Origin of the sequence: Streptomyces sp. enrichment culture (assembly GCF_964273145.1) — a bacterium.
GTDB lineage: Bacteria > Actinomycetota > Actinomycetes > Streptomycetales > Streptomycetaceae > Streptomyces.
In genome coordinates this window covers 2,417,588-2,437,949 of record NZ_OZ186873.1, presented here as the reverse complement: position 1 = coordinate 2,437,949, position 20,362 = coordinate 2,417,588, and the positions used below count along the sequence as shown (strand labels likewise).

Below are 20,362 nucleotides of genomic sequence, written 5' to 3'. Positions count from 1 at the left end.
ATGTGGCAGCGGACGGTCCCTCGCGGCAGGCCTCCCGGGGCGACGGGGTCCTCGCATACGATGGCCGTTGCTCACTCACGTAAAACGGAAACCGACCGTCCCAGGCCCGACCGGCAAGGAGACCAACCCCCGTGTCCGTCCTCTCGAAGATCATGCGTGCAGGCGAAGGCAAGATCCTGCGCAAGCTGCACCGCATCGCGGACCAGGTCAACTCCATCGAAGAGGACTTCGTCGACCTCTCCGACGCCGAGCTGCGGGCCCTCACCGACGAGTACAGGCAGCGCTACGCCGACGGTGAGAGCCTGGACGACCTGCTGCCCGAGGCGTTCGCCACCGTCCGCGAGGCCGCCAAGCGCGTCCTGGGCCAGCGCCACTACGACGTGCAGCTGATGGGCGGCGCCGCCCTGCACATGGGCTACGTGGCCGAGATGAAGACCGGTGAGGGCAAGACCCTCGTCGGCACGCTGCCCGCCTACCTCAACGCCCTCTCCGGCGACGGCGTGCACATCGTCACGGTCAACGACTACCTGGCCGAGCGCGACTCCGAGATGATGGGCCGCGTCCACAAGTTCCTGGGCCTGAACGTCGGCTGCATCCTCGCCAGCATGACGCCGGCCCAGCGCCGCGAGATGTACGCGTGCGACATCACGTACGGCACGAACAACGAGTTCGGCTTCGACTACCTGCGCGACAACATGGCGTGGTCCAAGGACGAGCTCGTCCAGCGCGGCCACAACTTCGCCATCGTCGACGAGGTCGACTCCATCCTCATCGACGAGGCCCGTACGCCGCTGATCATCTCCGGCCCGGCCGACCAGGCCACCAAGTGGTACGGCGACTTCGCCAAGCTGGTCAAGCGCCTCAAGCGCGGCGAGCCCGGCAACCCCCTCAAGGGCCTGGAGGAGACCGGCGACTACGACGTCGACGAGAAGAAGCGCACGGTCGCCATCCACGAGGCCGGTGTCGCCAAGGTCGAGGACTGGCTGGGCATCGACAACCTCTACGAGTCGGTGAACACCCCGCTGGTCGGCTACCTGAACAACGCCATCAAGGCCAAGGAGCTCTTCAAGAAGGACAAGGACTACGTCGTCATCGACGGCGAAGTCATGATCGTCGACGAGCACACCGGCCGTATCCTCGCCGGCCGCCGCTACAACGAGGGCATGCACCAGGCGATCGAGGCGAAGGAAGGGGTGGAGATCAAGGACGAGAACCAGACGCTCGCCACGATCACCCTCCAGAACTTCTTCCGCCTCTACAACAAGCTCTCCGGCATGACCGGTACGGCGATGACCGAGGCCGCCGAGTTCCACCAGATCTACAAGCTCGGCGTGGTCCCGATCCCGACCAACAAGCCGATGATCCGCAAGGACCAGTCGGACCTGATCTACCGCACCGAGGTCGCCAAGTTCGAGGCGGTCGTCGACGACATCGAGGAGAAGCACAGGAAGGGCCAGCCGATCCTCGTCGGCACCACCTCCGTGGAGAAGTCCGAGTACCTCTCCCAGCAGCTCAGCAAGCGCGGCATCCAGCACGAGGTGCTCAACGCCAAGCAGCACGACCGCGAGGCGCAGATCGTCGCCCAGGCCGGCCGCAAGGGCGCCGTGACGGTGGCCACCAACATGGCCGGCCGCGGTACGGACATCAAGCTCGGCGGCAACCCCGAGGACCTCGCCGAGGCGGAGCTGCGCCAGCGCGGCCTCGACCCCGAGGAGCACATCGAGGAATGGGCCGCCGCCCTGCCCGAGGCGCTCAAGCGCGCCGAGGAGGCCGTGAAGGCCGAGAAGGAGGAGGTCGAGCGCCTCGGCGGCCTCTACGTGCTGGGTACCGAGCGGCACGAGTCCCGCCGGATCGACAACCAGCTGCGCGGCCGCTCCGGCCGTCAGGGCGACCCCGGCGAGTCCCGCTTCTACCTCTCCCTCGGCGACGACCTGATGCGCCTGTTCAAGGCCCAGATGGTCGAGCGCGTGATGTCGATGGCGAACGTCCCCGACGACGTGCCGATCGAGAACAAGATGGTCACGCGCGCCATCGCCTCCGCCCAGTCGCAGGTCGAGCAGCAGAACTTCGAGACCCGCAAGAACGTCCTGAAGTACGACGAGGTCCTCAACCGGCAGCGCGAGGTCATCTACGGCGAGCGGCGCCGCGTCCTGGAGGGCGAGGACCTGCAGGAGCAGATCCAGCACTTCATGAACGACACCATCGACGCCTACGTCCAGGCCGAGACCTCCGAGGGCTTCCCGGAGGACTGGGACCTGGACCGGCTGTGGGGCGCGTTCAAGCAGCTGTACCCGGTGAGCGTGACCATCGAGGAGCTGGAGGAGGCGGCCGGCGACCGGGCCGGCCTGACCGCCGAGTTCATCGCCGAGTCCATCAAGGACGACATCCAGCGGCAGTACGAGGCGCGTGAGGAGCAGCTCGGCTCCGAGATCATGCGGGAGCTGGAGCGCCGGGTCGTGCTGTCGGTCCTGGACCGCAAGTGGCGCGAGCACCTCTACGAGATGGACTACCTCCAGGAGGGCATCGGCCTGCGCGCGATGGCGCAGAAGGACCCGCTGGTCGAGTACCAGCGCGAGGGCTTCGACATGTTCCAGGCCATGATGGACGGCATCAAGGAGGAGTCCGTCGGCTACCTGTTCAACCTGGAGGTCCAGGTCGAGCAGCAGGTCGAGGAGGTTCCGGTCGAGGACGTGAAGCCGTCGACGTCCCTGGAGAAGGCGCCGCGGGACGCGGTGCCGGCCCAGGCGGGCAGCCGCCCGGAGATCCGCGCCAAGGGGCTCGACGCTCCGCAGCGGCGGAACCTGCACCTGACCGCGCCGACCGTGGACGGCGAGGGCGGCGTCATCGAGCGCGACGTCACCCCCGAGGACGAGCCGGTGCGCTCCCCGGCCGACGGCCTCACGCGCGCGGAGCGCCGCAAGCAGGCCAAGGGAGGCGGCCGGCGCCGCAAGAAGTGACGGCGCCGTCGGCGCCGTCGGCGCCGTAGGGCGGGCAAGGGCCGGGTCCCCTCGGGGCGCCCGGCCCTTCGGCTCGTCCGGGCCCGCCCGGTGCGGTCCGGTGCGGTCCGGGGCGGGCCGCGCCGGTTCAGGCGTCGTCGGCGCGGGGCATGCGGGGGCCGCCCAGTTCGACGGCCGTGCAGCGCCAGCGCAGGTCCCGGCCGCGTTCCAGGCGGAAGGCCAGGGCGCGCAGCCGGTCGCCGGTGCCGATGCGCGCGAAGACCTCCACGGCACCCGGGCGGGGCTCGAACCAGCCGATGTCCCGGACCACGGGGCGGGTGCCGCGCGTGCGCAGCGGGTGGTGTTCGGCGAGCCACACCAGTTCGTCGTAGGCGCGTCCGGCGGTGTGCCGGAGCATCGAGTGGACGGGGCGCAGACCGCTGAGGACGCCGAGGAGCCGCTCGGCGAACACGTCGGTGGGCCGGGGCTGCGGAAGGGGGCCGCGGGGGAGCCGGGCGGGGGCGGCCGGGCCCGCTTCCCGGACCGTCGGCGGACGGGTGTCCAGGGGCCTGGCACGGACGCGCGGCGGCTCGCCGGGGGAGTCCGGCCGGCGGCCGCCGCCGGCGGCGGTGCGCGGCGCGCCTCCGTCCGGCGTGCGGGGCGGGGTGCCCGAGCCGGGCGCGCGGGACGGAGCGGTACCCGGACGGCGAGGGTCGCGGCGGTTGGACGGGCGGGCGCCGCCGGAGCGCTGGTGGGCCCTGGTCATGACCTTGTGCATGGGAGTCCCCGTTCGGCGGCCCGGTGGATACCGGGCGGTAACTTCGTGGTGGGGATCTTGTACGGGGTGGCGCGGCGCGGCGGCAAGGGGGCGGGCGGCCGGACGGGGGTGGGGGAGGGATTCACCTATCCGGGTGGCCGGCCGCCGGGGGAGCCCGGTACCGCACGGCCGTACCGGGTGAAATCCGGGCCGGAGGTGGACGCCCCGGGCGTCACGGCCACGACCCCGAAAGGGGACATCCGCACGTATCCTGAAGGCCCTTGCAGCGGAGCCCCGACCACGAAAGCGGCCACTCATGCGCGTCTACGTCCCCCTGACCCTCCCCGGCCTCGCCGAGGCGTACAGGACGGGCGAGCTGGAGGCCGCGCCGCTCGTGGCGTACGCCGTCACGCCCGCCCTGCGCGAGTGGTACCTGTCCGACGACATCGAGGAACTGGAGTACGCGGCGCTGAGCCGCGCCGCGCTGGCCTCGCTGCGGCTGCTGGCCGCCGACCCCGCCGCGCCGCGGCGCCGCGTCGTGGTCGCCGTCGACGTGCCCGACAAAGCGGCGAGCGCCGACCCCGACCGGGGACTCGACCCGGCCGCGCTCGGCGAGGTGCGGGTCGCCGGCGCCGTACCCCTGGCGAAGGCCGCCTCGGTGCACGTCGACGCGGACGACGCGGAGGCCGACGTGGCCGCCGCCGCCGAGGCGCTGAAGGCGGCGGACGCCGGGGACGACGACGCGCAGTTCGTCGTGGACGGCGCCGAGGACCACGAACTGCTGTGGTACGCGACGCAGGAGATCCCGAACCTGGTGGGAACCGCCGGCTGACCCGCCTCGGCGTCCCGGTGATCCCCTGACCGCCGGTGGCGGCGGGTACGTTGTCGGACATGGGGATGCAGACAGCCGCGCACATCGTGTGGGACTGGAACGGGACGCTGTTCCACGACAACGACGCGATCATCGGGGCGACGAACGCGGCCTTCGCCGAGCTGGGCCTGGAGCCCATCACGCTGGAGGAGTACCGGGCCATGTACTGCGTGCCGGTGCCGAAGTTCTACGAGCGGCTGCTGGGGCGGCTGCCCAGTGACGCCGAGTGGGAGGTCATGGACCGGACCTTCCACCGGCACTACACCGAGCACCGGGTGCGCTGCGGACTGGCCGAGGGCGCGGCGGAGCTGCTCACGGCCTGGCGGTCGGCGGGGCGCAGCCAGTCGATCCTCAGCATGTACGGGCACGAGGAGCTGGTCCCGCTGGTGCGCGGGTTCGGGATCGAGGCGCACTTCCTGCGGATCGACGGGCGGACCGGGCCCTCCGGCGGCAGCAAGGCCGAGCACATGGTGCGGCACCTGGCGGCCCTGGCCGTGGTGAACGGCGTGGACCCCGCGCGGACGGTGGTGATCGGGGACGCCGCCGACGACGCGGTGGCCGCCCGGCACGTGGGGGCGCGGGCCGTGCTGTACACCGGGGGCTCGCACAGCCGGGCCAGTCTGGAGTCGGCGGGGGTGCCGGTGGTGGACACGCTGGGGGAGGCGGTCGCGGAGGCGGAGCGGCTGGCGGCGTGAGGCCCGCGAGGGGACGGGCGTCACCGCCCGTCCCCTCGCGGATACGCCGGACCGGCCCGCCGCGTCCCTGTGCAGAACGTCAAACTTCCACCCCCTGTTTTGTACACATACGGCTCATGACGGGCCCCCCGCCGGGAGCGATAGCCTTGGGGCGTGATCAGCGCGATAGTCCGCGGGGGCACCGGTGCCTCCGCCCTGCGCCCGGTGAGCACGGTGGGCATCCGTGACCGGGCGGCACTCGCTGGTCCTCGCGGGCGGGACGGGGCGTCGAGGACTCCCCGGACGCCGAGCACTCCCCGGACGACGACGGCGCCGTGTGCGGTGTCCTTTCCGGCGAGCGTGTCGAAAATGGCTGATACGCCCCCGCTCATCTCGTCTTGCGGCATAGCGTCGGAGCAGACCGGAAACCCCGGGTCGAGGCGTTGCGCCGGAAGGCGGGAGACCGTACTTCCTTCTACGTCACGCAACGGCGCGCGACAGGAGCCAGAGGACAATGCAGACCAAGCTGGACGAAGCCAAGGCCGAGTTGCTCGAAAGGGCCGCCCGGGTAGCTGAGAACAGCCCGGTCGGGGGCCACCTACCGACCGGGACGACGAGCGAGGGCACCCCGGACACCCCGGATCGCGAATCCGTGCTCGCGTTCCTCCAGCGCTACTACCTGCACACCGCCCCGGAGGACCTCACCGGCCGCGATCCGGTCGACGTCTTCGGAGCCGCCGTCTCGCACTACCGGCTGGCGGAGAACCGCCCGCAGGGCACCGCCAACGTGCGGGTCCACACCCCGACGGTGGAGGAGAACGGCTGGACCTGCAGCCACACCGTCGTGGAGGCGGTGATGGACGACATGCCGTTCCTCGTCGACTCCGTGACCAACGAGCTGACCCGGCAGGGGCGCGGCATCCACGTCGTCGTCCACCCGCAGTTCACGGTGCGGCGCGACGTCAGCGGCAAGCTGATCGAGGTGCTCGCCACCCCGCCCTCCGACGACCTCCCGCACGACGCGCACGTCGAGTCCTGGATCCACGTCGAGATCGACCGCGAGACCGACCGCGCCGACCTGAAGCAGATCACCGCCGACCTGCTGCGCGTCCTGTCCGACGTCCGCGAGGCCGTGGAGGACTGGGGCAAGATGCGGGACGCCGCGACGCGCCTCGCCGACTCGCTGTCCAAGGAGCCCCTCCCCGGCGACCTTCCGGCGGCGGAGGTCGAGGAGGCCGCCGAGCTGCTGAACTGGCTGGCGGACGATCACTTCACGTTCCTGGGGTACCGGGAGTACCAGCTGCGCGACGACGACTCCCTCGCCGCCGTGCCCGGCACCGGCCTCGGCATCCTGCGCGCCGACCCCCACCACGCCGGTGAGGACGACCACCCGGTCAGCCCCTCCTTCGAGCGGCTGTCCGCCGACGCCCGCGCCAAGGCCCGCGAGCACCGGCTGCTGGTGCTGACCAAGGCCAACAGCCGGGCGACCGTGCACCGGCCGTCGTACCTGGACTACGTCGGCGTCAAGAAGTTCGACGAGAACGGCGACGTCGTCGGCGAGCGGCGCTTCCTCGGCCTGTTCTCCTCCGCCGCGTACACCGAGTCCGTGCGCCGCGTCCCGGTCATCCGGCGCAAGGTGGAGGAAGTGCTGGAGCGCGCCGGGTTCTCGCCCAACAGCCACGACGGGCGGGACCTGCTGCAGATCCTGGAGACCTACCCGCGCGACGAGCTCTTCCAGACCCCGGCCGACGAGCTGCAGGCCATCGCCACCTCCGTCCTCTACCTCCAGGAGCGCCGCCGGCTGCGGCTCTACCTGCGCCAGGACGAGTACGGCCGCTACTACTCCGCCCTCGTCTACCTGCCCCGCGACCGCTACACCACCGGCGTGCGACTGCGGATCATCGACATCCTGAAGGAGGAGCTCGGCGGCACCAGCGTCGACTTCACCGCCTGGAACACCGAGTCGATCCTGTCCCGGCTGCACTTCGTCGTCCGCGTCCCGCAGGGCACCGAGCTGTCCGAGCTGTCCGACGCCGACAAGGAGCGCATCGAGGCCCGCCTCGCCGAGGCCGCCCGCTCCTGGGCCGACGGGTTCGCCGAGGCGCTGAACGCGGAGTTCGGCGAGGAGCGCTCCGCCGAGCTGTCGCGCCGGTACGGCGACGCCTTCCCCGAGGGCTACAAGGCCGACCACAGTCCGCGCGCCGCGGTCGCCGACCTCGTCCACCTGGAGCAGCTCGACGAGGACCGGACGTTCGCGCTCAGCCTGTACGAGCCGGTGGGCGCCGGGCCCGAGGAGCGCCGCTTCAAGATCTACCAGAAGGGCGGTTCGGTCTCCCTGTCCGCCGTGCTGCCGGTGCTCAGCCGGCTCGGCGTGGAGGTCACCGACGAGCGGCCCTACGAGCTGCGCTGCGCGGACCGCAGGATGGCGTGGATCTACGACTTCGGCCTGCGCATGCCCAAGGCGGTCGCCGGCAACGGCGACTACCTGGGCGACGACGCCCGTGAGCGGTTCCAGGACGCCTTCGCCGCCACCTGGACCGGCAAGGCGGAGAACGACGGCTTCAACGCCCTCGTCCTGAGCGCCGGGCTGACCTGGCGCCAGGCGATGGTGCTGCGCGCCTACGCCAAGTACCTGCGCCAGGCCGGCTCCACCTTCAGCCAGGACTACATGGAGGACACCCTCCGCAACAACGTCCACACCACCCGGCTGCTCGTCGCCCTGTTCGAGGCGCGGATGTCGCCGGAGCGGCAGCACGCCGGACGGGAGATCGTCGACGCCCTGCTGGAGGAGCTGGACGCCGCCCTCGACCAGGTGGCGAGCCTGGACGAGGACCGCATCCTGCGGTCCTTCCTCACGGTCATCAAGGCGACGCTGCGCACCAACTTCTTCCAGGAGGCGGCGCCCGGCCGGCCGCACGACTACGTCTCCATGAAGTTCGACCCGCAGGCCATCCCCGACCTGCCGGCGCCGCGCCCGGCGTTCGAGATCTGGGTGTACTCGCCGCGGGTGGAGGGCGTGCACCTGCGCTTCGGCAAGGTCGCGCGCGGCGGCCTGCGCTGGTCCGACCGGCGCGAGGACTTCCGCACCGAGATCCTCGGCCTGGTCAAGGCGCAGATGGTGAAGAACACCGTCATCGTGCCGGTCGGCGCCAAGGGCGGCTTCGTCGCCAAGCAGCTCCCGGACCCGTCCGCGGACCGCGACGCCTGGCTGGCGGAGGGCATCGCCAGCTACAGGACGTTCATCTCGGCGCTGCTCGACATCACCGACAACATGGTCGCCGGCGAGGTCGTGCCCCCGAAGGACGTCGTCCGCCACGACGAGGACGACACTTACCTCGTCGTCGCCGCCGACAAGGGCACCGCGACGTTCTCGGACATCGCCAACGAGGTCGCCGGGGAGTACGACTTCTGGCTGGGCGACGCCTTCGCCTCCGGCGGCTCGGCCGGGTACGACCACAAGGGCATGGGCATCACCGCCCGCGGCGCCTGGGAGTCCGTCAAGCGGCACTTCCGCGAGCTGGGCGTGGACACCCAGAGCCAGGACTTCACGGTCGTCGGCATCGGCGACATGTCCGGTGACGTGTTCGGCAACGGCATGCTGCTCAGCGAGCACATCCGCCTGGTCGCCGCCTTCGACCACCGGCACATCTTCATCGACCCGAACCCGGACGCGGCCACCTCCTACGCCGAGCGCCGCCGCCTGTTCGCGCTGCCCCGCTCCTCCTGGGAGGACTACGACACCGCGCTGCTCTCGCCCGGCGGCGGCGTCTTCCCCCGTACGGCCAAGGCGATCCCGGTCAACGCGCACATCCGCGAGGCCCTGGGCATCGAGGAGAAGGTCTCCAAGATGACCCCGGCCGACCTGATGAAGGCGATCCTCAAGGCGCCGGTGGACCTGCTGTGGAACGGCGGCATCGGCACGTACGTCAAGGCGTCCGCCGAGTCCCACGGCGACGTCGGCGACAAGGCCAACGACGCCATCCGCGTCGACGGCAGGGACCTGCGGGTCAAGGTCGTCGGCGAGGGCGGCAACCTGGGCCTGACCCAGCTCGGCCGGATCGAGTTCGCGATGCACGGCGGCCGGGTCAACACCGACGCCATCGACAACAGCGCGGGCGTGGACACCTCCGACCACGAGGTGAACATCAAGATCCTGCTCAACGGGCTCGTGGCCGACGGCGACATGACCGTCAAGCAGCGCAACAAGCTGCTCGCCGAGATGACCGACGAGGTCGGCCGGCTGGTGCTGCGCAACAACTACGCGCAGAACACGGCGATCGCCAACGCGCTCGCCCAGTCCAAGGACATGCTCCACGCCCAGCAGCGCTTCATGCGGCACCTGGTGCGCGAGGGCCACCTGAACCGGGCCCTGGAGTTCCTGCCCACGGACCGCCAGATCCGCGAGCGGCTCAGCTCCGGGCAGGGCCTGACCGGCCCGGAGACGGCCGTCCTGCTGGCCTACACGAAGATCACGGTCGCCGAGGAGCTGCTGCACACCTCGCTGCCCGACGACCCGTACCTCAAGGGCCTGCTGCACGCCTACTTCCCGACCGCGCTGCGCGAGCGGTTCGGCGACCGGATCGACACCCACCCGCTGCGCCGTGAGATCACCACGACCGTGCTGGTCAACGACACGGTCAACACGGGCGGCACGACGTACCTGCACCGGCTGCGGGAGGAGACCGGCGCCTCCCTGGAGGAGATCGTCCGGGCGCAGACCGCGGCCCGTGCGATCTTCCGCGCCTACCCGGTGTGGGACGCGGTGGAGAGCCTGGACAACAAGGTCGCGGCGGAGGTCCAGACCCGGATCCGGCTGCACTCGCGCCGCCTGGTCGAGCGGGGCACGCGCTGGCTGCTCAACAACCGGCCGCAGCCGCTCCAGCTCGCCGAGACGGTCGACTTCTTCGCCGACCGCGTCGAGCAGGTCTGGCAGGAGCTGCCGAAGCTGCTGCGCGGCGCGGACCAGGAGTGGTACCAGCACATCTACGACGAGCTGACCGACGCCGGCGTCCCGGACGAGCTGGCCACCCGCGTGGCCGGGTTCTCCTCCGCCTTCCCGACGCTCGACATCGTCTCGGTGGCCGACCGCATGGGCAAGGAGCCGCTGGACGTCGCCGAGGTCTACTACGACCTCGCCGACCGGCTGACCATCACCCAGATGATGGACCGCATCAGCGCCCTGCCCCGCGCCGACCGCTGGCAGTCCATGGCCCGCGCCGCGATCCGCGAGGACCTGTACGCGGCCCACGCGGCGCTCACGGCCGACGTCCTGGCGGCGGGTGACGACGGCTCGACGCCCGGGCAGCGCTTCAAGGTGTGGGAGCAGAAGAACGCGGCGATCCTCAGCCGGGCCCGCGCCACCCTGGAGGAGATCCAGAGCTCCGACACGTTCGACCTCGCCAACCTGTCGGTGGCGATGCGGACCATGCGGACGCTGCTGCGGACGCATTCGTAACGCCGTACCGACCCGTACGTGCCCCGCGCGTACGTCCCGTACGTACCGGCTCGCACGGAGCCGAGGGCGCCCCGGACCACCGCGGTCCGGGGCGCCCCGCCTTCGCGGCCACGAACCGGAACCGTCCTGTCGCACCCGTCGCCATTCGGACGTAACGGATAAAGTGACCGCGTGATGGGGCGTTCCGGCACGACGCGCACCACGCCGCCGCGCGCGGCGGCCCTTCCCCGGGCGGCCGCCGCGCTCGTGCTCTGCCTCCTGCTTCTCCTGCTGCTCCTGGTGATCGCGCGGCTGCCGTGGGCGGGTGACCTCGGCATGCACGCGGCGACCGTGGAACGGCTGCGGCACAGTCTCCGCGACCCCGGCAACCCGCTGGTCGACGCGGACACGCCGAGCCCCTACTACTCGCCGTGGACGCTGCTGCTCGGCGCCGTGGCCCGGGCGAGCGGCTGGTCGGTCTTCGTCGTGCTGCGCCTCGGCGCGCTGGCCGGGCTCGGGGTGCTGGTGACGGGTGTGTGGCGGTACACGCGCACCCTCAGCGCGCACCGGGCGGCCCCCGCGCTCGCCCTGCTGTGCCTGCCGCTGCTCTGGGGCACGGTGCCGTTCGCCTGGAGCGGCTTCTGGGGGCTGCACTCGCTGGCGCTGACCGTGGCGTACCCGAGCGTGCTCGCCCTCGGGCTCGCCTTCCACCTCTGGGCCCGGCTCGCGCGGGCCCTGCGCGGCGGCGACCGGGCCGGGTGGGGGACGTGGCTCGGACTCGGGGCGCTGTGGGCCGTGATCCTGCTGTGCCACCAGTTCTCCGGGGTCGTCGCCTCGCTGGGCGCCCTCGCCGCCGTGCTCGCCGCGCGGCCCCCGCGGGCGGTGGGAGCGCGGATCGGCGCCGGTCTGCTGGCGGGCGGGGTGGTCCTGTGGCTGTGGCCGTACTACGACTTCTTCGCGCTGTCCGGGGCCGGGGACGGGCTGGAGGCGGTGCACCGGCCGCTCTACTCCGGCCTGCCCGGCCGGTTCGGGCTGGTGCTGCTCGGGGTGGCCGCCCTCGTCCCGCGGTGGCGGCGGGACCGGCGCGACCCGCTCGTGCCGTTCTTCGCCCTGGGCCTGCTGGTGTTCGCGGCCGGCGGGCTGAGCGGCCACCACTCCTGGGGGCGCGCGCTGCCCGCCGCGCTGATCCCGGCGCAGCTCGCCGCCGCGCTGGAGGCGGTGGAGGCCGGCCGGCGAGCGGTGCGGGCCGGGTGGGCGTGCCTGCTCGCCGGGGCGCTGGCCGTCGGCGCGTGGGCGCAGGCGGGCACGCTCGGGTACGTCGTCGCGCGGGACGCGCTGCCGGGAGCGGTCGCGGCCAAGTGCCGGCAGCCGTGGGCGGGGTACCACTGGATCACGCCGTGGGTCCGCTACGGGGACGTCGTCATGGCCCGCACCTTCCCGTCCCGGCAGATCCCCGCCTACGGGGCGTACACCGTGGCCCCCGGCTACCCCGACTTCTTCCTGCCGGACGAGGAGCGGCGGGCGGCGGCGGTGCGGCGGTACTTCGCGGCGGGCACGCCGGGCGGCGAGCGGCGGGAGATCGCGCGGGAGTACGGCGTGCGGTGGGTGGTGGACCGCGGGACGGCGCTGCGGGCGGCGCCCGGACTGAGGGAGGTGGCCCGGGGGCCGGGCGGGCAGGTGCTGTACGAGGTCGTCGGCGCCGGGTGAGGGGCGTCGCGCGGGATGAGTGGAACGCGGCGGGGGCGGGCGCCGGAATTCCGGCCCGAGGGGCGCCGGGCGGAGCCGGGGGGTCAGCGCAGCGCGCCGCGCACCAGTCGGACCGCCCGCCTCACCCGTGGCCGCGCGAGGTGCCGTACCACCGGCCGCAGTATCCGCGCCGCCGTCCCCGTCGGCTGCCACCGCACCTGGAGCCGGCCCGGGGCACACCCCTCCGGTTCGACGGTGACCCGGTGCGGGGCGGCGCCGGAGCGCCCGGCCACGCGGGTGGTGAACGGCGGGAAGGAGGGCGGCGCCAGCAGGATGCCCGTGTGGCTCCGGCCCTGGTGGCGCAGGCGCAGCACGGGATGGCGTACGCCGCCGAAACCGCGCAGGGGGAGCCGGGCCGCCGCCAGGTCCAGACGGACCCGGCCCTCGAAGACGCCGGGGCGGACCGGGGACAGCCGGAAGGCGACCGCCAGCCGGTGCCGGCCGGGCGTCAGGAGCAGGGTCGCGCGCTGCGGGCCGACGGGGAGGCACCGCCCGGGGTCGTGGGTGCGGACGGTCAGGTCGAGCGAGGCGCCGGGCCCCCGGGCGAGTTCCGTGATCTCGTGCCGGAACCACGCGGCGAAGAACGGGCGGGTGGCCGGCTCCAGGTCGGTGACGTCCAGTTCGCGGCGGGCCCGTTCGGTCCCGGGGACGTGGTCGCCCCAGTACGTCCGGCCGTCCGCGTCCGTCGTCACCCGCGGGGGCGCGACGTCGTGGCCCAGGCCGCGGGCGGCCGTCCGCGCGTCGGCCAGGCGCCGGTCGCGGACCAGTTCCACCACGACCCGCTCGGCGCGGGGCAGCCGGGCGTACGCCCCCTCGGCCAGCGTGTCGAGGTAGGGGTTGACCGTGTCCGCGAAGGACGCCAGCCACGCCTCGTCACGCAGCGGCAGGTCACCGGCGTACATCCGGAAGTCGTGCTTGAGGAACTTGTAGTCCTTGTCCTCGCGCAGCGACTCGTGCCCGCTCTCGGCCAGGAAGGCGTCGATGAGCCGCTGCACGTGGATCCGGTCGCGGACGTTGGCCATCTTGTGCCGCTGGTTGGAGATGGAGGCCGAGCCGGAGGCGGCGTAGGGAGCCACGTACCAGCGGTAGACCGGCTCGGGGACGATGGTGAACGCCTTCGCCAGGCAGTATGCCTGCGCGGAGAACAGCTGGTCCTCGTAGTGGATGCCCTCGGGGAAGCGCAGGCGGTGCCGGTCGAGGAAGGCGCGGGCGTACATCTTGCCGGTCGACAGGTGCTCGAAGAACAGCCGCGGGTCGGCCTCGATGCCCTCCAGGGTGCGGTGCTCGGCCACCAGGTGCGGCATCCACGTCGAGCGGCGCCCGGTGTCCGTCCGGACGCGCTGCACCGCCCCCATCGCGAAGTCGATCTCGCGGGCGCGGTGGGCGGCGAGCAGCACCTCGACCGCGCGCTCGGGCAGTTCGTCGTCGCTGTCCAGGAACATCAGGTACGGCGCCCGCGCGATCTCCACGGCGCGGTTGCGGGGGGCGCTGCACCCGCCGCTGTTCTCCGCCAGGCGCAGGTACCGGATCCGCGGGTCGCGGGCGGCCAGTTCCCGCGCCACCCGCGGCGTCGCGTCCGTGGAGTGGTCGTCGCTGACGACGATCTCGAGGTTGGCGTGGGTCTGGCGGCGGACGGACTCCACGGCGCGGGGCAGCCGGCCGGCGTCGTTGTAGACGATGACCGTGACGGTGACGTCGGGGACCGCCGCGGGGGGCCGGGGGTTCACGCGACCTCCTCGGGGCGCGGTGCCGGGGTGCGCTCCTCCAGGGGGAGCACCGGCGGCAGCGTCTCCTCGTCCTGGCCGAGGAAGACGCGGCGCACGACGCGTTCGGCGGCGCGTCCGTCGTCGTACTCGCAGAACCGGCGGCGGAAGGCGGCCCGCGCCCCGGCCGCGGCCTCGTCGCGCCAGGCGTCCGTGGCGAGGATCTCCGTCAGTTCCCCCTGGGTGCGGGCGACGGGCCCCGGGGCCTCGGCCATGAGGTCGAAGTAGACGCCGCGGGTGGTGCGGTACGTCTCCCAGTCGTCGGCGTGGATCACGAGGGGGCGGTCCAGGTTGGCGTAGTCGAACATGATCGACGAGTAGTCCGTGACCAGGACGTCGGCGGCCAGGCAGAGCTCCTCGACCGGGTCGTAGGAGGAGACGTCCACGATCCGGCCCGTGCGGCGCAGGCCGGTCAGGGGGGAGGGCGCGGTGTCGTAGAAGTAGTGGGCGCGCACCAAGAGGACCGTTTCCTCGCCGAGGCGGTCGGCGAGTGCGGCGAGGTCCAGGCGCGGCGTCCAGCCGGCCTCGTAGTCGCGGTGGGTGGGCGCGTACAGGACGGCCCGGCGGCCCGGCGGGATGCCGAGGCGCTCGCGGACCGCGCGGACCTCGGCGGCGCCCGCCGTGTAGAAGACGTCGTTGCGCGGATAGCCGTGGTCGAGGGAGACGTAGCGGGAGGGGTACGCCCGCTGCCACATGCGGGTGGTGTGGCTGTTGGCGGAGACGCTGTAGTCCCACTTGTCGACCCGCTCCAGCAGGGCGCGGAAGTCCAGGCCGCGGGCGGCGGCCGGGTACGGCATCTGGTCCAGGCCCATGCGCTTCAGGGGCGTGCCGTGGTGGGTCTGGAGGTGGACCGCGCCGGGGCGTTTGACCACCGCGTTCGGGAAGTTGACGTTGTTGACGAGGTACTTCGCCCGGGCCAGCACGTCCCAGTAGCGGGCGGTGCCGGGGACGACATGGTCCGTGCCGGGCGGCAGCAGGGCCACGTTGTCGGCGCCCACCACCCACACCGGGTGGATCCACGGGGCGAGCTCGGCCAGTTTGCCGGCGATCGCGGCCGGGTTGCAGGCCACGCCCCGGTTCCAGTAGGCGGAGAACACCGCCAGGCGGGGGTCGGCCGGGCGGCCGAGCGCCCTGCGGTACCCCAGGTCGCGGAACCGGGCGCCGGCCTGCCGCCTGCGCGCCCGTGCGGTGGTCCGCACCGCGCGGCGGACGCGGTTGGCGGCCTGCAGGGCCCGGTAGCCGGTGTACGCGTCCTCCTCCAGCAGCGCCCGGCGGACCCCTTCGGGGCCGGCGGGGCGCCGGTGGCCCTCGGGGCGATGGCGCCGGGCCGCCGCGGAGGCGCGGTGGAAGAACTCCCGTGCCGTCTCCCGGGACATCCCGGCGCGGACGAAGGCGCGCAGGCAGTCGCGGACCATGACGTCGTAGAGGACGGCGTGGACGGCCGGGCGGTCCCGGGTGAGGCCGAGCAGGGTCTCGTAGCGGTCGACGAGCGCGTGGCGCTGCCGGGGGGAGGGGGGCGGAAGGCTCTCGGGACGCAGCAGGCGGTCCTCGTAGGCGGGGTGGGGCAGGCAGGCCACGCGGCCGGCCAGGAGGAGGGCCGCGTACGCCGCGAACGGCTCGTCGTCGGTGGTGAGCCGTTCCCCGTGCCCGTGCCAGAAGGCCGCGCGCAGGACGCGGGTGCCCAGGAGCGGGGTCAGGTGCAGCAGGTGCGGGTGGTCGTCGAGGGTGGTGCCGGTGCGGCCCGCGCGGGCCAGCAGGGGACCGTCCCGGGAGGGCAGGGCGGAGGTCCGCCAGGTGGTGCGGACGTGGTCCAGCAGCAGGACGTCGACGGTGTCGGGGAGTTCGGCGGCGCGCTCGGCGACCAGGCGCGGGGCCCCGGCGGGCAGCCCGTCCTTGGCGTGCACGAAGTGCAGCCAGCGGCCCGCCGCCCGCGCGGCCCCCGCCGCCCGGGCGGCGGCGTCGCCCGTCCCCTCCGGCAGCGTCAGCACCCGGAAGGCGGGGGCGTGCCGTTCGGCCGTCTCCCGGGCCCAGTCGCCCACCGCCGCCACGATCACCTCCGTGTCCGGCGGGGGGAGGGCGGCCAGCGAGTCGAGGAGTCCGGTCAGGCGGTCCTGGAGGTTCGGGCCGTGGACGACGAGGCTCAGCGTGGGAGCGGAAGCGGGGGCGGTCACGGGGGTCTCGGGCATCGGGGTACTCCTTCGCCTGCGTCGCCGTCGGCGCTTCGGGCGCACACCTCATTCGGTCATAGTGGCACTTGTGTGATGAAAACGGGGGATGCTGGTGCGCCTCGGGAGGGAAGGGGCCCCGCCGCCGCGGAGGGCCGCGCCCGCGGGCGTGCTCAGGGCTTCGGCCTGGAGGCGGTCCCGCCCGGGCCGCCCGTGAACGCCTCGTACTCCTCGAGCACCTCCTCCGTCGGCCCGTCCCTGCGCAGCTCGCCGCGCTCCAGCCACAGCACCCGGTCGCAGGTGTCGCGGATCGACTTGTTGCTGTGGCTGACCAGGAACACCGTGCCCGCCCGTTCGCGCAGCTCCCGGATGCGTTCCTCGGAACGCCTCTGGAAGGAGCGGTCGCCGGTGGCCAGCGCCTCGTCGACGAGCAGCACGTCGTGGTCCTTGGCGGCGGCGATGGAGAAGCGCAGGCGGGCCGCCATGCCGGAGGAGTACGTCCGCATCGGCAGGGTGATGAAGTCGCCCTTGTCGTTGATGCCGGAGAAGTCGACGATCTCCTGGTAGCGCTCCTTGACCTGCTCGCGGGACATGCCCATCGCCAGTCCGCCGAGGTGGACGTTGCGCTCGCCGGTCAGGTCGTTCATCAGCGCGGCGTTCACGCCGAGCAGGGAGGGCTGGCCGTCGGTGTAGATGCGGCCGTTCTCCACCGGGAGCAGGCCCGCGACCGCCTTCAGCAGGGTCGACTTGCCGGAGCCGTTGGTGCCGATCAGGCCGATCGCCTCGCCCCGGTACGCGACGAAGGACACGTTGCGCACCGCGTGCACCCGGCGTGTGCCCGCCGCCTTCTCGGTCTGCCCGCGGCGCAGGATGCGGTTGAGGGCGGCGGTGGCCGAACCGCGGCCGGCGGCGGCCCCGTTGACGCGGTAGACGATGTCGACGCCGTCGACGACGACGGTGGGGACCCGGCCGGCGGTCTCCCGCGCGGCCCCTCGGGTGATCTGCCGGGTGCGCTCAGCCACGCCCGTACCTCTCCTCGGCCTTCCAGAAGTAGACGAAGCCGCCGACGCCGGCCAGCAGCGCCCAGCCCGTCGCGATCGCCCACACGTGCGGCGGCAGCCGGCTCGCGTGGAAGGTGTCGATCAGGGCGAAGCGCATCAGGTCGATGTAGACGGCGGCGGGGTTGAGCTGGAGCAGGGGGCCGACCCAGGACGGCAGGCCGCTCCGGTCGCCGGTCATGTGGTCGATGCTCCACATCACGCCGGACGCGTACATCCAGGTGCGCAGCACGAACGGCATCAGCTGGGCGATGTCGGGGGTCCTGGCGCCCAGCCGGGCCACGGCCATCGACAGGCCCGCGTTGAACACGAACTGCAGGAACAGGGCCGGGACCGCCAGCAGCCAGGAAGGAGCGGGCGGCACGCCGAACGCGAGCAGGATCACGACCAGGGCGGCCATGGAGAACAGCAGCTGCTGGAGCTGCTGGAGGCAGAAGGAGAGCGGCAGCGAGGCCCGCGGGAAGTGCAGCGCGCGCACCAGCCCGAGGTTGCCGGAGATCGCGCGGGTCCCGGCCATCACCGAGCTCTGCGTGAACGTCCAGAGGAACACGCCCGTGACGAGGAACGGCACGAAGTCCGGAACGCCCTGCTTGGTCTGCAGCAGCACGCCGAAGACGAAGTAGTACACCGCCGCGTTCAGCAGGGGCGTCATCACCTGCCAGACCTGGCCCAGCCTCGCCTGGCTGTACTGCGCGGTGAGCTTGGCGGTGGCGAAGGCGGTGATGAAGTGGCGGCGTGCCCACAGCTGCCGGACGTACTGCGGCAGGGAGGGGCGGGCGCCGCTGACGGAGAGGCCGTGGCGGGCGGCGAGCGCCGCGAGGTCTTCGGCGGGCGGCGCCGTGGCCGGAGGCGGTGCGTGGAGGACCTGGCTCACATCCGCTGCTTTCGTTCGAGGAGGGGTCGGCGGGGGCGGCGAACGGTGTTTCCGCGGGTGACTCCTCGCGTTCACTTACGTCGGGACGGCACCGTATCGTCGCAACGTGAGCGTAGGTCGTGAAGACGTCGGAACGCAACCGTCCCGTCGTGACGGGCTCGTCTCTTCCATGCGCTGGAACGCAACCGTCCCGTCAAGGCGGGCTTCTCTCCTCGATACGTTGGAACGCAACCGCCTCGTCGAGACGGGCTCGTCTCCTCCCTGCGCTGGAACGCGGCCGTTTCGTCGTGACGCCCTTGCTCTCCCTGCGTCGCGACGGGGCCGTATCGTCGCGACGTTCTATGCTGGTCGGCATGACGACCAACGCCGACGAGTCCCAGCCGCGCCCGCGCCGCCGGGCCCCCGCGGGGGCGGCCGTGCTCCGTGAGGACGTGACGGAAGCCATCCGGGCCGCCGTCTTCGAGGAGCTCGCGGCCGTCGGCTACGCGCGCATGTCCATCGAGGGGATCGCGCGCCGGGCGGGTGTCGGCAAGACGGCGGTCTACCGGCGCTGGCGTTCCAAGCTGCACCTGGTGCTCGACGTCGTCTCGGCGCTCGCCGTGCAGGGCCTGCCGGCCCCGGACACCGGCTCCCTGGAGACGGACCTGCGGCTGCTGTACGAGGTGACCTCCCGCGCCCTGCGCCACCCCGTGGCCTCGCAGATCATTCCCGACCTCCAGGCGGAGGCCGCCCGCAACCCGGAGATCGCCGAGGCCGTGCAGAAGGCGTTGCGCGAGGGGCAGGAGGGCGTCGCCAGCCAGATCCTGGTGGCGGCGGAGCAGCGCGGTGAGATCCGCTCCGGCTTCGACGAGGAGCTGGCCCTCGACCTGATCTCGGGCCCGCTCTACTGGCGCTCGGTGGTGATCCGCACCCGGAAGCTGCCCAAGGGCTACCTGGCGATGCTGGCGCAGGCCACGGCGGGGGCGCTCAAGGCGTTGTGAGGCGGCCGGGTGCCGGACGCCGGACCCCGGCACCCGGCCGGACCGGGCGGACCGGGCGGGACGGACGAGGCCCCGCCCGCTCCGGCGGGGCCTCGTCCGGGAGGAGGCGCCTCCGTCAGGAGGAGGCGCCCCGGGGCCGCAGAGCGCGCAGCCTGGTGTCGAGTTCCCGCCGGTAGAAGTCGAGGAACCCGTCCGGGTCGGGACCCGCGTTCTGCATGACCAGGTGGTCGAAACCGGCGTCGACGAACGGCTGCGTCACCTGGACGTAGCGGTCCGGGTCGGTTCCGCAGGCGAACTGGCCGAGGATGTCCTCCTCGCGGACGGTCGTGGTGGCGGCGTCGAAGTTGACGGGGTTGGGCAGCTCGCTCATCACCTTCCACCCCGTCACGGCCCACCGGTTCGTCTCCAGGGCGGCGCGGGCCGCGGTGTGCTCGTCGGGCGCCCAGGCCATCGGGACCTCGGCGTAGCGGGGACCGGCGCCGCCCGCCTCGCGGTAGTGGCTGACGAGCTCCGTCTTGGGCTCGGTGGCGAAGAGGGCGTCCCCGAGTTCGGCGGCCAGCCGGGCGGCCACCGGGCCGCCGGCGGCGACGGCGATGAGCGGCGGCTCGTCGGGCAGGTCGAAGACGCGGGCGTCCTCCAGGCGCAGGTGCTTGCCCTCGTACGAGCGGTAGCCGCCGCGCCACAGCAGGCGGATGATCTCCAGCGCCTCGCGGAGCATCTCGTGGCGCGTGTGGACGGCGTCGGGGAAGCCCTTGCCGACGACGTGCTCGTTGAGCCTCTCGCCCGATCCGAGGCCGAGCACGAAGCGGCCGTCCGACATCAGGGCCAGGGTCGCGGCGGCCTGCGCGATGATCGCGGGGTGGTAGCGCACGGTCGGGCAGGTCACCCCGGTGGCCAGCTGCACCCGGCTGGTCTTCGCCGCGATGGCGCCGAGCACCGACCAGGCGAAGGGGGAGTGCCCCTGCTTGTCGAGCCAGGGGTGGAAGTGGTCGCTGATCTCGACGAAGTCGAAGCCCGCTTCCTCCGCCGCGACGGCCTGCCTGATCAGTTCGGTGGGCCCGAAGTCCTCCGCCGCCAGTTTGTAGCCGATCTTGATCTCCATGG

12 protein-coding genes are annotated in these 20,362 nt (G+C 72.8%); 6 read left to right on the top strand and 6 right to left on the bottom strand.

The features are described 5' to 3' along the window. Positions 1–131 precede the first annotated feature (131 nt). Positions 132–2,957, top strand: coding sequence for a preprotein translocase subunit SecA (gene secA / locus ACSU6Z_RS10930; protein ID WP_437044766.1), 2,826 nt, complete (start codon positions 132–134; stop codon positions 2,955–2,957). Between the two features lie 127 nt (positions 2,958–3,084). Here the strand turns inward: secA and ACSU6Z_RS10925 are convergent, their stop codons facing one another. Beyond that, positions 3,085–3,714, bottom strand: coding sequence for an Rv3235 family protein (locus ACSU6Z_RS10925; RefSeq protein ID WP_437044765.1), 630 nt, complete (start codon positions 3,712–3,714; stop codon positions 3,085–3,087). Between the two features lie 295 nt (positions 3,715–4,009). On the opposite strand from ACSU6Z_RS10925, the gene ACSU6Z_RS10920 reads away from it, so the two are divergent. The 4 genes from ACSU6Z_RS10920 to ACSU6Z_RS10905 all read left to right on the top strand — a co-directional run bounded on the left by ACSU6Z_RS10920 (position 4,010) and on the right by ACSU6Z_RS10905 (position 12,379). Beyond that, entirely contained in the window at positions 4,010–4,525 is a 516-nt protein-coding gene (locus ACSU6Z_RS10920; RefSeq protein WP_437044764.1) for a DUF6912 family protein, read from the top strand. A 59-nt stretch (positions 4,526–4,584) separates the two neighbouring features. Continuing rightward, a complete protein-coding gene (locus tag ACSU6Z_RS10915) occupies positions 4,585–5,259 on the top strand; it encodes an HAD family hydrolase (protein WP_437044763.1) in 675 nt (224 codons plus the stop codon). 493 nt (positions 5,260–5,752) lie between these two features. Next, positions 5,753–10,693: an NAD-glutamate dehydrogenase gene (locus tag ACSU6Z_RS10910; RefSeq protein ID WP_437044762.1), complete on the top strand. Its 4,941-nt coding sequence runs from the start codon at positions 5,753–5,755 to the stop codon at positions 10,691–10,693. A 174-nt stretch (positions 10,694–10,867) separates the two neighbouring features. Continuing rightward, positions 10,868–12,379 carry a hypothetical protein gene (locus ACSU6Z_RS10905; protein WP_437050262.1) on the top strand — a complete coding sequence of 504 codons (1,512 nt, stop codon included), beginning with the start codon at positions 10,868–10,870 and terminating at the stop codon, positions 12,377–12,379. Positions 12,380–12,462: 83 nt separating this feature from the next. Here ACSU6Z_RS10905 and ACSU6Z_RS10900 read toward each other — a convergent pair whose 3' ends face one another. The 4 genes from ACSU6Z_RS10900 to ACSU6Z_RS10885 form a co-directional block, all read right to left on the bottom strand. Then, complete coding sequence (locus tag ACSU6Z_RS10900) at positions 12,463–14,145, bottom strand: glycosyltransferase (RefSeq protein WP_437044761.1); 1,683 nt, start codon at positions 14,143–14,145, stop codon at positions 12,463–12,465. Continuing rightward, a complete protein-coding gene (locus tag ACSU6Z_RS10895) occupies positions 14,142–16,367 on the bottom strand; it encodes a CDP-glycerol glycerophosphotransferase family protein (protein ID WP_437044760.1) in 2,226 nt (741 codons plus the stop codon). Before ACSU6Z_RS10895 ends, ACSU6Z_RS10900 begins: the two co-directional genes overlap by 4 nt. Before the next feature lie 152 nt (positions 16,368–16,519). Then, the gene (locus tag ACSU6Z_RS10890; RefSeq protein WP_437044759.1) at positions 16,520–17,368 is read right to left on the bottom strand and encodes an ABC transporter ATP-binding protein; all 849 of its coding nucleotides are present in this window, start codon (positions 17,366–17,368) and stop codon (positions 16,520–16,522) included. Next, on the bottom strand, positions 17,361–18,278 hold the full coding sequence (locus ACSU6Z_RS10885) for an ABC transporter permease (protein WP_437044758.1): 918 nt from the start codon (positions 18,276–18,278) through the stop codon (positions 17,361–17,363). The genes ACSU6Z_RS10890 and ACSU6Z_RS10885 overlap by 8 nt, the downstream gene beginning before the upstream one ends. A gap of 341 nt (positions 18,279–18,619) precedes the next feature. Between ACSU6Z_RS10885 and ACSU6Z_RS10880 the strand changes: the two genes are divergently transcribed. Continuing rightward, a complete protein-coding gene (locus ACSU6Z_RS10880) occupies positions 18,620–19,258 on the top strand; it encodes a TetR/AcrR family transcriptional regulator (protein ID WP_437044757.1) in 639 nt (212 codons plus the stop codon). 115 nt (positions 19,259–19,373) lie between these two features. On the opposite strand, the gene ACSU6Z_RS10875 is transcribed toward ACSU6Z_RS10880, so the two are convergent. Next, entirely contained in the window at positions 19,374–20,354 is a 981-nt protein-coding gene (locus ACSU6Z_RS10875; RefSeq protein WP_437050261.1) for a TIGR03557 family F420-dependent LLM class oxidoreductase, read from the bottom strand. Between the last annotated feature and the right edge of the window lie 8 nt (positions 20,355–20,362).

Bases quoted from the DNA above. Each gene is read 5' to 3' on its own strand.
- ACSU6Z_RS10895 (WP_437044760.1), bottom strand. From the start codon at position 16,367: ATGCCCGAGACCCCCGTGACCGCCCCCGCTTCCGCTCCCACGCTGAGC.
- ACSU6Z_RS10925 (WP_437044765.1), bottom strand. From the start codon at position 3,714: ATGCACAAGGTCATGACCAGGGCCCACCAGCGCTCCGGCGGCGCCCGC.
- ACSU6Z_RS10915 (WP_437044763.1), top strand. From the start codon at position 4,585: ATGGGGATGCAGACAGCCGCGCACATCGTGTGGGACTGGAACGGGACG.
- ACSU6Z_RS10880 (WP_437044757.1), top strand. From the start codon at position 18,620: ATGCTGGTCGGCATGACGACCAACGCCGACGAGTCCCAGCCGCGCCCG.
- ACSU6Z_RS10910 (WP_437044762.1), top strand. From the start codon at position 5,753: ATGCAGACCAAGCTGGACGAAGCCAAGGCCGAGTTGCTCGAAAGGGCC.
- ACSU6Z_RS10905 (WP_437050262.1), top strand. From the start codon at position 10,868: ATGGGGCGTTCCGGCACGACGCGCACCACGCCGCCGCGCGCGGCGGCC.
- ACSU6Z_RS10920 (WP_437044764.1), top strand. From the start codon at position 4,010: ATGCGCGTCTACGTCCCCCTGACCCTCCCCGGCCTCGCCGAGGCGTAC.